Below are 13,023 nucleotides of genomic sequence, written 5' to 3'. Positions count from 1 at the left end.
GTATTCCGGCCCAGGAAAGGCGCTCGTCCCCATGGTGCAGATCAAGAACCCCGAGCAGATCGCCAAGATGCGCGAGGCGGGGCTGGTCGTGGCCGCCATTCACGCGGCCACGCGCGAGGCCGCGGTGCCCGGGGCCAGCACCAAGGATCTGGACGAGGTCGCCCGCAAGGTGCTCGCCGAGCACGGCGCCAAGTCGAACTTCCTCGGCTACGGCGGCTTCCCCGCGACGATCTGCACCTCCGTGAACGACGTCGTCGTCCACGGCATCCCGTCCGAGGACGTCGTCCTCAAGGACGGCGACATCATCTCCATCGACTGCGGCGCGATCATCGACGGCTGGCACGGCGATGCGGCCTACACCGCCTTCGTGGGCTCCGGTCACGCTCCGGAGCTGGTCGAGCTCTCCCGGGTGACCGAGGAGTCGATGTGGGCCGGCATCGCGGCGATGAAGCAGGGCAACCGGCTCGTCGACGTCTCCCGCGCCATCGAGACGTACATCCGCCGACAGCCGAAGCCGGGCGGCGGCAAGTACGGGATCATCGAGGACTACGGCGGCCACGGCATCGGCACCGAGATGCACATGGACCCGCACCTGCTGAACTACGTCGACCGGCGGCGGGGCAAGGGCCCGAAGCTGGTTCCCGGGTTCTGCCTCGCGATCGAGCCGATGGTCTCGCTGGGGACGGCGAAGACGGAGGTCCTGTCGGACGACTGGACCGTCATCACCACGGACGGCACCTGGTCGAGTCACTGGGAGCACTCGGTCGCGCTGACCGAAGAGGGTCCCCTGGTGCTCACCGCTCCCGACGGGGGCAGGGCGAAGCTCGCCGAGCACGGGATCACGGCGGCTCCGGATCCGCTCGCTTAATGATCTGCCTGTTGGGGCAGACTTCCCCGATTCGTCTTTCCGGGTGCCCTGACGTAGACTGACTCGTCGGCTCTCGTGCACTCGCATGCCTGCATGCACTCGCACGGAGTCGATCAAGGTAGTCGATTCCGAAGGGCGAAGCGTGGCCAAGAAGCAAGGTGCCATCGAGATCGAGGGCACTGTCGTCGAGTCTCTGCCGAACGCCATGTTCAAGGTCGAGCTCCAGAACGGCCACCAGGTCCTGGCACACATCAGCGGCAAGATGCGCATGCACTACATCCGCATCCTCCCTGACGACCGGGTCGTGGTGGAGCTGTCTCCGTACGACCTGACGCGTGGCCGGATCGTCTACCGATACAAGTAGATCTTGCCCGCGCCCCGGGGTTTCCCGGGGTGATGGCACTGACCCGGAGAACCTCACCCAATGAAGGTCAAGCCGAGCGTCAAGAAGATCTGCGACAAGTGCAGGGTGATCCGCCGTCACGGTCGGGTCATGGTCATCTGCGACAACCCGCGCCACAAGCAGCGCCAGGGCTGATCGCAAGACCGTTCCATCTGCATTCGCAGTACTTCGCGCGACGCGAGCTGAATATGTTCATACGCAGGATCCAGGCACTCGCCTGACACCCCCGGCTCGGAGGCCGGGGACCCAGTCCGTACCTAATCTTTGGCTGCATCTGTTGAACAGCGTGAAGAGGCCGGCGGCTGGGATCCGATTCTGCGGAAGACCTCCGAAGATCACCAGGAGCCATTGAATGGCACGCGTTTCCGGTGTTGACATCCCGCGCGACAAGCGCGTGGAGGTCGCCCTCACCTACGTGTTCGGCATCGGCCGGACGCTTTCGCAGCAGACGCTGGCTGAGACCGGCATCGACCCGAACACCCGCGTTCGCGACCTCTCCGAGGAGCAGCTCGTCGCGATTCGTGAGTACGTCGACAACAACATCAGGACCGAGGGTGACCTCCGTCGTGAGATCCAGGCCGACATCCGCCGCAAGGTCGAGATCGGCTGCTACCAGGGTCTGCGGCACCGCCGCGGTCTGCCCGTCCGCGGTCAGCGCACCAGCACCAACGCCCGCACCCGCAAGGGCCCGCGTCGCGCCATCGCCGGCAAGAAGAAGCCGGGCAAGAAGTAGTCCACAGCGGACTTCGCCGTCCAGCGGTCTTCGCTGTAGGACCGACCACCTCCCGTAGGAGTACAGATGCCCCCCAAGGGTCGTCAGGGCGCTGCCAAGAAGGTGCGCCGCAAGGAAAAGAAGAACGTCGCTCACGGCCACGCGCACATCAAGAGCACGTTCAACAACACGATCGTCTCCATCACGGACCCGTCGGGCAACGTGATCTCCTGGGCCTCCGCCGGCCACGTCGGCTTCAAGGGCTCCCGCAAGTCCACGCCGTTCGCCGCGCAGATGGCCGCCGAGTCGGCTGCCCGTCGCGCGCAGGAGCACGGCATGCGCAAGGTCGACGTGTTCGTCAAGGGCCCGGGTTCCGGTCGTGAGACCGCCATCCGTTCGCTCCAGGCGACCGGTCTCGAGGTCGGCTCCATCCAGGACGTCACCCCGACCCCGCACAACGGCTGCCGTCCGCCGAAGCGTCGTCGCGTCTGACGCACGGCTGCTGCACGCAGGCTTGGTTTCGGGCGGTACGGCGCTGTAAGGCCGTATCGCCCGTACCCTTGCAGTACCCGCGCTTCTCACAGGGTGCGGTTTCCGTCGGGCGTCAAATAGCGGGCGTCCACGAAAGAAGGATCTGATCCACACATGCTGATCGCTCAGCGTCCCTCGTTGACCGAAGAGGTCGTCGACGAGTTCCGCTCCCGGTTCGTGATCGAGCCGCTGGAGCCGGGCTTCGGTTACACCCTCGGCAACTCCCTGCGCCGGACCCTCCTGTCCTCGATCCCGGGTGCGGCGGTCACGTCCATCCGTATCGACGGCGTGCTGCACGAGTTCACCACCGTGCCGGGCGTCAAGGAGGACGTCACCGACCTGATCCTCAACATCAAGCAGCTGGTCGTCTCCTCGGAGCACGACGAGCCGGTCGTGATGTACCTGCGCAAGCAGGGCCCGGGTCTGGTCACCGCCGCCGACATCGCGCCCCCGGCCGGTGTCGAGGTGCACAACCCCGACCTCGTCCTCGCCACGCTCAACGGCAAGGGCAAGCTGGAGATGGAGCTCACGGTCGAGCGTGGCCGCGGTTACGTCTCCGCCGTGCAGAACAAGCAGGTGGGCCAGGAGATCGGCCGTATCCCGGTCGACTCCATCTACTCGCCGGTGCTGAAGGTCACGTACAAGGTCGAGGCCACGCGTGTCGAGCAGCGCACCGACTTCGACAAGCTGATCGTCGACGTCGAGACCAAGCAGGCGATGCGTCCGCGTGACGCCATGGCCTCCGCCGGTAAGACCCTGGTCGAGCTGTTCGGTCTCGCCCGCGAGCTGAACATCGACGCCGAGGGCATCGACATGGGCCCGTCCCCCACGGACGCCGCCCTTGCCGCCGATCTGGCGCTGCCGATCGAGGAGCTGGAGCTCACCGTTCGGTCGTACAACTGCCTCAAGCGTGAGGGCATCCACTCCGTGGGTGAGCTCGTGGCGCGTTCCGAGGCCGACCTCCTGGACATCCGTAACTTCGGTGCGAAGTCCATCGACGAGGTCAAGGCGAAGCTGGCCGGCATGGGCCTGGCTCTGAAGGACAGCCCGCCCGGATTCGACCCCACGGCCGCCGCCGACGCCTTTGGCGCCGACGACGACGCGGACGCGGGTTTCGTGGAGACCGAGCAGTACTGATCGGTCGTTGCCGGTGAGCATCCGCTCATCGGGTTCCTGACCCCGGTACCTGACACGGCCGGGGCAGACACACAGGAGAAGAACAATGCCGAAGCCCACCAAGGGTGCCCGTCTGGGCGGCAGCGCCGCGCACGAGAAGCTGCTCCTCGCGAACCTCGCGAAGTCGCTCTTCGAGCACGGCCGTATCACCACCACCGAGGCGAAGGCCCGCCGTCTGCGGCCCTACGCCGAGCGTCTGGTGACCAAGGCGAAGAAGGGCGACCTTCACAACCGCCGCCAGGTGCTCCAGGTCATCACGGACAAGAGCGTCGTCCACACGCTCTTCACCGAGATCGGCCCGCGGTACGAGAACCGTCCGGGTGGCTACACCCGCATCACCAAGATCGGTAACCGCCGTGGCGACAACGCGCCCATGGCTGTCATCGAGCTGGTCGAGGCGCTGACGGTTGCTCAGGAGGCCACCGGCGAGGCCGAGGCCGCGACGAAGCGCGCTGCCAAGGACGCCGAGGTCTCCGAGGCCAAGGTCGACACGACCAAGGCCGATGAGGCTGCCGAGGCTCAGGCCGATGAGGCTGCCGAGGAGTCGAAGGACGCGTAAGCGTTCTGCCGGGGAATTGCTCGTCGGCGGGTGCGGCTTTCGTCGTGGTTGCTCGCGCAGTTCCCCGCGCCCCTTCAGGGCGTTGGCGGGTCCGTTCCTTTCGAGGGGCGGGCCCGCTTTTGTGTTGCTGAGAGGATCTGCTTGTGAGCGAAGAAGTCGCGCCCGGTTACGTCCGTATTCGTCTTGACCTGTCCTACGACGGCTCCGAGTTCTCCGGGTGGGCCAAGCAGGCCGGCGGGCGGCGGACCGTGCAGGGGGAGATCGAGGACGCGTTGCGGACCGTCACGCGGTCCGGGAGCACGACGTACGAGCTGACCGTCGCCGGGCGGACCGATGCCGGGGTGCATGCTCGGGGGCAGGTGGCGCATGTCGATCTGCCGCGGGCGGTGTGGGCCGAGCACAGTGAGAAGTTGCTCAAGCGGCTTGCCGGGCGGCTGCCGAAGGATGTGCGGGTCTGGGCGCTGAGGGAGGCGCCCGCCGGGTTCAACGCGCGGTTCTCGGCCATCTGGCGGCGGTACGCCTATCGCGTCACCGACAATCCCGGGGGCGTCGATCCGTTGCTGCGGGGTCATGTCCTCTGGCACGACTGGCCGCTGGACGTCGACGCGATGAACGAGGCCGCCGAACGGCTGCTCGGGGAGCACGACTTCGCCGCCTACTGCAAGAAGCGGGAGGGGGCCACCACCATCCGTACGTTGCAGGAGCTGAGCCTGGTGCGGGGGGACGACGGAATCATCACCGCGACCGTGCGGGCCGACGCCTTCTGCCACAACATGGTGCGCTCGCTCATCGGGGCGCTGCTGTTCGTGGGGGACGGGCACCGGCCCGCCGACTGGCCCGGCAAGGTGCTCGCCGCGGGTGTGCGGGACTCCGCCGTGCATGTCGTGCGGCCGCACGGGCTGACGCTCGAAGAGGTGGGGTATCCGGCCGACGCGTTGCTGGCGGCGCGGAGCAAGGAAGCACGAAACAGGCGATCCCTGCCCGGGACGCCCGGATGCGAAACCTGTTAGTTACCTGACATTTGAGGTCAGATAGCGTCCATGTCGGGACTTTCCGGGCGTAGTTCCTCTTGATGCCCCTTACAGCCTCCTCGCCTCTCGTATAACCTTTCGTCGCTCGAACTACTTGTTCGAGCTGCTCGGCCATTGTTCGAGAAATCGACATGGGGAAGGCCGAGTAGGGGTGGGGGTCGTACGGGCCGTATCCGGGCCCGGGGGTGGATTTCTCATGAGTGCAGTTGGTCCTGCGCGGACCGGGGGGCGGCGCAGCACGCGCCAGAACGGCAACAGTGGCGGACGACGGAGGGCGGGGCGGGGTGACGGCGCTCCGCTGGGGCTGCTGCCGTTGCCGCCGACGGACAAGGAGAAGTACTCCTACGCCCGTCGGCATCTGTGGATTCTGACGATCAGCTCGCTGGTCAGCTTCTGCTGTCTGGTGCTGAGCCAGTTCAAGCTGGCCGCCTCGACGCCGCTGCTGTGGATCTACACGCCGCTGCTCGTCTTCACGGTCGTGTACTACCTGGTGTCGCTCCGGGTGAACGGCTTCACCCGGGACTTCGACATCGCGCACCACAAGCGGCTGGTGCACAACTGGCGGCCCGAGGTGTACCCGACGGTCGATGTGTTCCTGCCGGTGTGCGGTGAGCCCATCGAGGTGCTCCACAACACCTGGCGGCATGTGCGCGAGATGGCCGACCGGTACCCGGGTGTGTGCGTGCCGTTCGTGCTCGACGACGGGGCCAGCCCCGAGCTGGCCGCCATGGCGCGGGACTTCGGGTTCCGCTACGGCACCCGGGAGAACCGGGGCTGGTTCAAGAAGGCCGGCAACCTGCACTTCGGGTTCGGGCAGTCCGACGGCCAGTACATCCTGATCCTGGACGCCGACTTCACCCCGCGCTCCGACCTGCTCCAGGAGCTGCTGCCGTACATGGAGGCGGACCCGCGCGTAGGGATCGTCCAGTCGCCGCAGTACTTCCGGGTGCTGGACTCGCAGAACTGGATCGAGCGCGGCGCGGGCGCGGTGCAGGAGCTGTTCTACCGGTCCGTGCAGGTGTCCCGGCAGGGCAGCGACGGCGCGATCTGCGTGGGCAGTTGCGCGGTGTACCGGCGGGCCGCACTGGAGACCAACGGCGGTACGACGCTGATCGAGCACTCCGAGGACGTGCACACCGGCTTCGACCTGCGGGGCCTCGGCTGGGACCTGCGCTATGTGCCGGTCGCCGTGTCCACCGGCGTCTGCCCGGACACCGCGGGCGCCTTCTTCAACCAGCAGTACCGCTGGTGCTCGGGGTCGATGAGCCTGCTCGGCAGCCGGAAGTTCTGGCAGGCGAAGATACGTTTCTCCAGTCGCCTGTGCTACATGTCCGGCTTCTTCTACTACATCCACACGGCGCTGTTCACCTTCGCCGCCCCGGTCATCCCGATCGCGCTGCTCGTGATGATGCCGGACAAGCTCATGGTCGAGCACCTGGTCCTGGTGCTGCCCAGCATCATCTACACCACGATCATCTTCCCGATGTGGCACAGGTCGCCCTACCGCCTGGAGGCCTGGGCAGCCCGCCTGATGTACGGCTGGGCCCATGTGTTCGCCATCTGGGACATCCTCCGCAAGAACCGCATGGGCTGGCAGCCCACCGGCTCCTCCGGCGCCAAGAAGAACAAGACGCGGCGCTTCTGGATCGGCATGTGGGTCTGGAGCGGCGGCACCGCGCTGATCTGGGTGGTGGGAGCGGTCTACCGGACGTTCACCATGAACGCCCCGGACTTCGCCCTGATCCTGTCCTCCGGGCTCTTCTACGCCCTTGTCGTGGGCCGGGTCCTGGTCCAGCCGCGCGAGAAGGCGGTGGCTGTCTGATGCGCACGTTCACCCGGGTCCGAACGGCTTTGACTGCCTGTGTGCTCGGCGGAGTGCTCGCGCTCAGCGGCTGCTCCGTCCTCGGCGACGATTCGGCCGGCTCCGGCCAGACCGACCGGCAGGGCGAGGCCGGCGCCGGCGACTCCTCGGCGAACCCGGAGGCCGACGTCCCCTACGACGTCGTACCTCTGCTGAAGCCGGACAAGAAGTACTTCGGTGCCGCCGTCGACGGCGCGCCGACCTCCATGAAGGGCGTGGACGCGTACACGAAGATGGTCGGCAAGCAGCCGAACCTCCTCGAGTACTACGCCGCCTGGGGCGACGGCTTCGACGCCACCGGCGTGCGCAACGCCTGGGGCGAGGGCGCCATGACGCTGATGTCGTGGGAGCCCTTCGACACTCCGATCGCCGACATCGCGGCCGGCAAGTCCGACGCGTACATCAAGAAGTACGCGACCGCGGTGCGCAAGCTGAACCTGCCGGTCGTGATCTCCTTCGCCGACGAGTTCAACGGGCACTGGGAGAAGTGGGGCACGAAGGATGTGACCCCCGCGGACTATGTCGCCGCCTGGCGGCACATCCACGAGACCTTCATCGACGCCGGTGCCTCGAACGTCATCTGGGCCTGGTCGCCCAACATCGTCAACCCGGTCGCCGAGGTGAAGCTCAAGCCGTACTACCCGGGCGACGCCTACGTCGACTGGGTCGGCCTGATCGGCTACTGGACCATCGACGAGGACAACGCCTTCGACAGCGTCTTCGGGCCGACCCGGAACCAGGTCCGCACCTTCACCAAGAAGCCGATGATCCTGCTGGAGACCGCCGCGATGGCGGGTGAGCGGCGCCGTGCCGACATCCGCAATCTGTTCACCGGCGTGACGGCGGACGACAACATGCTCGGTTTCGTCTGGTTCAACCACAAAAAGCGTGCCGACTGGCGACTGGAGGCGAGCCCGCTGGCGCTGAAGGAGTTCAAGCGCCTGGCCGCCGACGACGGCTTCGGCTTCGACGTACGGACGCCGTGATGACCTCCCGAAACGATCACTTCACGCCTCAGCCCTACGATCCGTACGCCGAGGGCGACTTCACCTGGTTCAACTCCGACGGCCAGGTCGGGGCGCCGCATCAGCAGGGGCAGCCCGGGCAGCACGGGCAGCCTGGGCACCAGGAGTACGGGTACGACGAGCAGTACCGCGACCCTCAGCAGGACCAGCCGACGTACGCGCTGCGCACGGTCCAGTACCAGCAGGTGCCGGACGACGAGCCGGGGTACCACATCCCGGAGACGCCGGAGGCGGGCTGGGACGACCGGCCGAGCCGACGCCGTGCCTGGGTCAGCCGCGGTGTCCTCGCGGTCCTCATGGTGATCCAGGCCGTGTTGTCGCTGAGGCTGTCCAACACGGCGTTCCAGGACGAGGCCCTGTACCTGGCGGCGGGTCACAACATCCTCGACCACTGGGCGAACGGCACGCCGCTGTACAGCGGTTACGAGACGTACTTCTCCGGCTCGCCGATGCTGTACCCGGTCGCGGCGGCCGTCGTCGACGGGTACTTCGGGCTCTCCGGCGCCCGGGCGCTGAGCCTGCTCAGCATGCTGGGCGCGACCGGGCTGCTGTACTCCTTCACCCGGCGCATGTTCAACGAGCGGGTCGCGCTCGTGGCCGCCGCCCTGTTCGCGGTGACCCAGCCGACGATCGTGCTCGGCTGGTTCGCGACGTACGACGCTCCGGCGATCTTCCTGCTGGCGCTGTCCGCATGGATCGTCGTCCGCACCAACCGGGCGCCCGCGATCGCGGTGCTACTCGCGGCGCCGGTGATGGTGCTGGCGGTCGCGGTGAAGTACGCGTCCGCGCTGTACATCCCGACGCTCGTCGTGCTCGCGGCGCTGACCGCGTGGCACCACAAGGGCTGGCGTTGCCTGTCCCGCGCGTTCCTTCTGGGGGTCGGCACCGCCGCCCTGGTCGGCGTGGGCCTGATGTACACCGATGTGCTTGCCGGTGTGCGGCAGACGACCACCAACCGTGCGCACGGCACCGACAGCGCTCTGTCGCTGCTGGAGAAGTCCGCCGAGTGGGGCGGTCTGATGTTCGCCACCGCCGTGGCGGGCGCGGTGGCCTACGCACTGCGCGGCCGCATGAACGAGTCGCCGCGCTCCTACGGCCTCAACGGCCCCGGCTGGCGCTGGCGTGTCCTGCTGGGCCTGCTGCTGACCGGCACCGCAGTGCTGGCGCCCGCGTACCAGATCCACCTCAGCACCGCGGTGTCGCTCTACAAGCACCTCGACTTCGGTCTGCTCTTCGCCGCCCCGATGGCGGGCATCGGCGTGATCCGGCTGGTGGGCAAGCACTTCCGCTATCCGCAACTGGGCATCATGGTCTGGGTCGCGGCCCTGTGCCTCGGCGTCTCCCAGTCCGAGTGGCGGTTCGGACTGTGGCCCGACTCCGCACCGCTCGTCAAGGCGGTCGAGCCGTACATGAAGCCCAAGGCGCGTTACCTCGGGGCGACGTACGAAGTGCCCGTCTACTACCTGCGGGACAAGACGAACCACTCGCAGTGGACATCGACTTACGGCATTGGCTATTCGGACAAGAAGGGTGAGATCCACCACGGCCGAGAGGGGTACCGCCTGGCCATCGAGGCCGGCTACTTCGACCTCATCGTGCTGGACGGCGTGGCGACGCCGGATCTCGACAAGTACCTCGAGGAGCAGGTGACCCGGAGCGGTCACTACCGCATGGTCGGCACGATCCCCTTCACGCTCAGCGGGGGCGGCACCGGCGCGTACAAGATCTGGACGAAGACGTCCTGAGCCCGCCGCTCACCTCCACTTTCTTCACCCCCGTATACGAAAGGCCGTACCCATGCGGCTCACCGTCATCGGCACCGGCTACCTCGGTGCCACCCACGCCGCCTGTATGGCGGAGCTCGGCCACGAGGTCCTCGGGGTCGACGTGGACCCGGACAAGGTCGCCGCGCTGCGGGCGGGCCGGGTGCCGTTCCACGAGCCCGGCCTGCCCGAGCTGATCGCCAGGCACACGGCGAGCGGGCGGCTGCGGTTCACGACCGACTACGCACAGGCCGGGGCCTTCGCCGACGTGCACTTCGTGTGTGTCGGCACGCCTCAGCGCAAGGGCTCGGAGGGTGCCGACCTGACCTACGTCGACTCCGCCTTCGCGGCGATCGCCGCGCACGCGGGCCCCGACGCGCTGGTCGTCGGCAAGTCGACCGTGCCGGTCGGGACCGCGGGCCGGCTCGCGGACACGCATGCCGGTGTCGAGGTCGCCTGGAACCCGGAGTTCCTGCGGGAGGGCTTCGCCGTCGAGGACACGCTGCGGCCGGACCGGCTGGTGTTCGGGGTGCGGTCGGAGCGTGCCGAAACGATTCTGCGGGAGGTGTACGCGCCCGTCCTCGCCACCGGAACCCCGCTCGTCACGGCCGACTTCCCGACCGCCGAGCTGGTCAAGACGGCCGCCAACGCCTTCCTCGCCACCAAGATCTCCTTCATCAACGCGATGGCGGAGCTCTGCGAGGTCGCGGGCGGCGACGTCGGGGTGCTCGCCGAGGCGATCGGTTACGACGACCGGATCGGCCGCAAGTTCCTGCGGGCCGGCGTCGGCTTCGGCGGGGGCTGTCTGCCCAAGGACATCCGCGCCTTCGCGCACCGCGCCGACGAGCTGGGCGTCTCGCTGGCGTTCCTGCGCGAGGTCGACGCGATCAACATGCGGCGCCGTGACAAGGTTGTCGAGCTGGCCCGTCAGATCTGCGGGGGAACGGTGCTGGGGGCCCGTATCGCCGTGCTCGGGGCCGCCTTCAAGCCCGACTCCGACGACATCCGTGACTCGCCGGCGCTCAATGTCGCCGCGCGGCTGCGGCTGGACGGCGCCGATGTCACGGTCCACGACCCCGAGGCGATGGACAACGCCCGCAAGGCGTTCCCGCTCCTCGGATACGCGCTGTCCGCGGAGGACGCGCTGCGCGGCGCCGATCTCGTGCTGCATCTGACCGAGTGGCCGCAGTTCCGGGAGATCGACCCGGAGCGGGCCCGGTCGCTGGTTTCCCGTCCACGGATCGTGGACGGGCGGGGGGTGCTCGACGCGGACCGCTGGACCGCGGCGGGCTGGTGGTTCCGGGCGCTGGGAAGGCCCGCGCCCGTTGGGGAGGGGCCTCGGTAGAGGCCCCTAGGGGAGGGAAAGAGAAAGCCATGACGGGACGTGACAACCACGACAGACACCCGGGCGTACCGGTCACCGTGGTCATGCCGACGTACAACGAGGCCGCGAATGTGGCGCGGATGGCCGAGCTGGTGCTCGGGCTGCCGATCGACGGGCTGCACCTGAAGATCGTCGACGACTCCAGCCCGGACGGCACCGGGCGGATCGCCGAGGAACTCGCCGAGAAGTACAACTGGGACGGCCGGCACCGGATGAGCGTGCTGCACCGCACCGAGAAGGATGGTCTGGGGCGGGCGTACGTCGCGGGCATGAGCGCCGCGCTCGACGAGGGGGCCGCCTACGTCGTCCAGATGGACGCCGACGGCAGCCACCCGGCGGAGGCCGTGCCGCGGATGCTGGGGACGGCGGTGGCCTCGGGGGTGGGCCTGGTCGTCGGCAGCCGGTACGTCGAGGGCGGCTCGCTCGACGAGGACTGGGGCATGCACCGGGTGCTGCTGTCCCGGTTCGCCAACCGCTACGCCCGCGCCGTGCTCGGCACGAAGATCCGGGACATCACGGCCGGCTTCAACCTGTGGTCGGCGGCGACCCTGCGGGACATCGACCTGGCCACCCTGGACAGCGCCGGTTACAGCTTCCAGGTCGAGCTGAAGTACAAGGCCGTACGGGCCGGACACAGCGCCGTCGAGATCCCGATCCGCTTCGAGGAGCGGACGGAGGGCGTGTCCAAGATGACGCTCCGGACGCAGCTGGAGTCGGCGGTCGTACCGATCCGGCTGCGCCTGAAGCACAGGTGAGCCGGTGAGCGGCGGTCGACCGTGCGTCGGCCGCCGCTCGCGCCGCTACTCGCTCGCCGCGGACGCCTGCGCCTCGCCCCGCCGGCGGATCTGGCGGAACGTGAACTCGGCCAGGTCGTCGCCGGCCTGGAAGGCCCGGGTGTCCTTGTCCGTCATGTCCCGGCCGTTGGTGAAGCCGGTGATGGTGAAGTAGGCGTAACGGCCGTAGGAGTTGGAGGTCGAGCGGCACACGGACGAGGTGCAGAAGTCCTTGACGCCCTCGCCCGAGAGGGACCTGACGATGTCCTTCTTGGTGTTGACCTGGCCCTTGACCTTGGCGGCCTGCGCCTCGGAGTCGAAGACGGCGACCCCGACCGTCACCGCGATGCCGTCCTTGATGTACGAGACGCGCAGGAAGCGGGTGCAGTCGTTGGCGGTGAGGATCTTCGGGAGACCGCCCTTGGTGGCCGCGGAGCAGTTCTTCGTGTCGTCCGTCGCGCCCTTCTTGTAGACCGTCTCACCCATGGTCAGCTGTGTGCCGGGGAAGAGGATCTGGGCGCCGAGCGGCGCGGTGTCCTTGTTCTTGCTGGAGATGAAGTCCTTCGGGTCCAGCGGCGGCGGAGCGCTCGTCGGCGCGAACGACGGTGCCGCGGCGGACTCGCCCGGCAGCTCCGCCGTCGCGGGAAGCGTCGAAGTCGGGTTGTTGGCGGCTGAGTTGCCGTCGTTCGCCGACACCACGGCCACGGCGACGGCGGCACCGATGGCGACGGTGGCCAGCGCGCCGCCGCCGATGAACAGCAGCCGACGCCGCTTGTTGCGGCTCTCGGACGCCTCGGCGAGAGCGGCCCAGTCCGGGGTCCCGTCGGCGCCGTCGTTCCACGGCTGCTGGGAATGCGGTGTCCAGGGATCCCACTGGGACTGGGGTCCCCCCTGCTGCCCATAGCTCATGGGGCGCATCTTAGACGGAGCTCGGGTG

Annotated in this window: 14 protein-coding genes; 13 read left to right on the top strand and 1 reads right to left on the bottom strand. The window is 68.1% G+C overall.

Features of this window, described 5'->3' with window-relative positions; all coding sequences use genetic code 11:
* Positions 1-31: 31 nt before the first annotated feature.
* From map to ACIQWG_RS25805, 13 genes are all read left to right on the top strand, one after another.
* Positions 32-868, top strand: coding sequence for a type I methionyl aminopeptidase (map, locus tag ACIQWG_RS25865; RefSeq protein ID WP_404100012.1), 837 nt, complete (start codon positions 32-34; stop codon positions 866-868).
* Between the two features lie 142 nt (positions 869-1,010).
* On the top strand, positions 1,011-1,232 hold the full coding sequence (gene infA, locus ACIQWG_RS25860) for a translation initiation factor IF-1 (protein ID WP_003948620.1): 222 nt from the start codon (positions 1,011-1,013) through the stop codon (positions 1,230-1,232).
* A 60-nt stretch (positions 1,233-1,292) separates the two neighbouring features.
* Positions 1,293-1,406, top strand: coding sequence for a 50S ribosomal protein L36 (gene rpmJ / locus ACIQWG_RS25855; protein WP_003974245.1), 114 nt, complete (start codon positions 1,293-1,295; stop codon positions 1,404-1,406).
* Between the two features lie 217 nt (positions 1,407-1,623).
* Positions 1,624-2,004 (top strand): 30S ribosomal protein S13, encoded by a 381-nt coding sequence (rpsM, locus tag ACIQWG_RS25850; RefSeq protein ID WP_404100010.1) that lies wholly within the window; start codon positions 1,624-1,626, stop codon positions 2,002-2,004.
* A gap of 66 nt (positions 2,005-2,070) precedes the next feature.
* Positions 2,071-2,475, top strand: a complete 405-nt coding sequence (gene rpsK, locus ACIQWG_RS25845; RefSeq protein WP_003956432.1) for a 30S ribosomal protein S11 — start codon at positions 2,071-2,073, stop codon at positions 2,473-2,475.
* 153 nt (positions 2,476-2,628) lie between these two features.
* Positions 2,629-3,651, top strand: coding sequence for a DNA-directed RNA polymerase subunit alpha (locus tag ACIQWG_RS25840; RefSeq protein ID WP_003966937.1), 1,023 nt, complete (start codon positions 2,629-2,631; stop codon positions 3,649-3,651).
* 85 nt (positions 3,652-3,736) lie between these two features.
* Positions 3,737-4,249, top strand: a complete 513-nt coding sequence (rplQ, locus tag ACIQWG_RS25835; RefSeq protein ID WP_404100008.1) for a 50S ribosomal protein L17 — start codon at positions 3,737-3,739, stop codon at positions 4,247-4,249.
* Between the two features lie 143 nt (positions 4,250-4,392).
* Complete coding sequence (truA, locus tag ACIQWG_RS25830) at positions 4,393-5,259, top strand: tRNA pseudouridine(38-40) synthase TruA (RefSeq protein ID WP_404100006.1); 867 nt, start codon at positions 4,393-4,395, stop codon at positions 5,257-5,259.
* Positions 5,260-5,683: 424 nt separating this feature from the next.
* Entirely contained in the window at positions 5,684-7,102 is a 1,419-nt protein-coding gene (locus tag ACIQWG_RS25825; RefSeq protein ID WP_404100370.1) for a glycosyltransferase family 2 protein, read from the top strand.
* A complete protein-coding gene (locus tag ACIQWG_RS25820) occupies positions 7,102-8,127 on the top strand; it encodes a glycoside hydrolase family 26 protein (protein ID WP_404100004.1) in 1,026 nt (341 codons plus the stop codon). The genes ACIQWG_RS25825 and ACIQWG_RS25820 overlap by 1 nt, the downstream gene beginning before the upstream one ends.
* Entirely contained in the window at positions 8,127-9,911 is a 1,785-nt protein-coding gene (locus tag ACIQWG_RS25815; RefSeq protein WP_404100002.1) for an ArnT family glycosyltransferase, read from the top strand. Before ACIQWG_RS25820 ends, ACIQWG_RS25815 begins: the two co-directional genes overlap by 1 nt.
* Positions 9,912-9,963: 52 nt before the next feature.
* On the top strand, positions 9,964-11,274 hold the full coding sequence (locus ACIQWG_RS25810) for a UDP-glucose dehydrogenase family protein (protein WP_404100000.1): 1,311 nt from the start codon (positions 9,964-9,966) through the stop codon (positions 11,272-11,274).
* A 29-nt stretch (positions 11,275-11,303) separates the two neighbouring features.
* The gene (locus ACIQWG_RS25805) at positions 11,304-12,068 is read left to right on the top strand and encodes a polyprenol monophosphomannose synthase (protein ID WP_404099998.1); all 765 of its coding nucleotides are present in this window, start codon (positions 11,304-11,306) and stop codon (positions 12,066-12,068) included.
* Positions 12,069-12,113: 45 nt separating this feature from the next.
* On the opposite strand, the gene ACIQWG_RS25800 is transcribed toward ACIQWG_RS25805, so the two are convergent.
* Positions 12,114-12,995, bottom strand: coding sequence for a hypothetical protein (locus ACIQWG_RS25800; protein ID WP_404099996.1), 882 nt, complete (start codon positions 12,993-12,995; stop codon positions 12,114-12,116).
* Positions 12,996-13,023: the final 28 nt, after the last annotated feature.

The sequence above is a fragment of the Streptomyces sp. NPDC098781 genome (assembly GCF_044759995.1).
In the GTDB taxonomy this organism is placed as follows: Bacteria; Actinomycetota; Actinomycetes; order Streptomycetales; family Streptomycetaceae; genus Streptomyces.
Note: the sequence above shows the minus strand (reverse complement) of the source record. Positions and strands in the feature narration are given on the sequence as shown.